Source organism: Planomonospora algeriensis, from assembly GCF_977012225.1.
The window spans coordinates 1-527 of record NZ_CDRNDK010001075.1; the positions used below are offsets into that span (position 1 = coordinate 1).

Here is a 527-nt window from a genome sequence, read left to right on the forward strand (position 1 = left end):
GCGGGGCGGGGCGGCTAGGCGGGGTTCTTGCGGGGGCGGCCGCGCTTGGCCGGCTGGTGGGAGCAGATGCCGCAGTCGCAGGGCAGGTTGATCTCGTCGGCGTCGCAGTCGGGATCCGGGTTGAGGCGCTTGCCCTTGCATTCGTCGTGCGCGCCAGCGGCGCAGGCGTACGACCAGGTGTCGAGGTCGGCCATGGTGTAGCCGGGCGGCGGGACGATGGGGGCGTTCGCAGCGACCATGCTTCCAGGATCGCATGCTGTGACCGGTGCGTTGCCATGCGTACAAGTGTTCGATTTTATGAGGGAAGGCGGTCGTTGTGCGATGCGGCGGCCTTTACATCGTCTATCTCTTATGTTGTTCTTCGTCCTCGAATAGATCGGTCTGCCCGTCGACTTCCCACCGGCCGCGGGGTCGGCGCCGCGGCCGGTGCCGCACTGGCTGCCCTTGCGGTGGAGCAGCGCCCGGGCCGACCAGATGGGGCGGCCGCACCCGGTGCAGCGGCCGACCGCGCGAGGAGACGAAACCGT

General features: G+C 68.9%; 1 protein-coding gene. It reads right to left on the reverse strand.

Going from position 1 to position 527, the window contains the following annotated elements; all coding sequences use genetic code 11:
• Positions 1-14 precede the first annotated feature (14 nt).
• Positions 15-239: a hypothetical protein gene (locus ACWJ6R_RS37870; RefSeq protein WP_449066788.1), complete on the reverse strand. Its 225-nt coding sequence runs from the start codon at positions 237-239 to the stop codon at positions 15-17.
• Positions 240-527 lie beyond the last annotated feature (288 nt).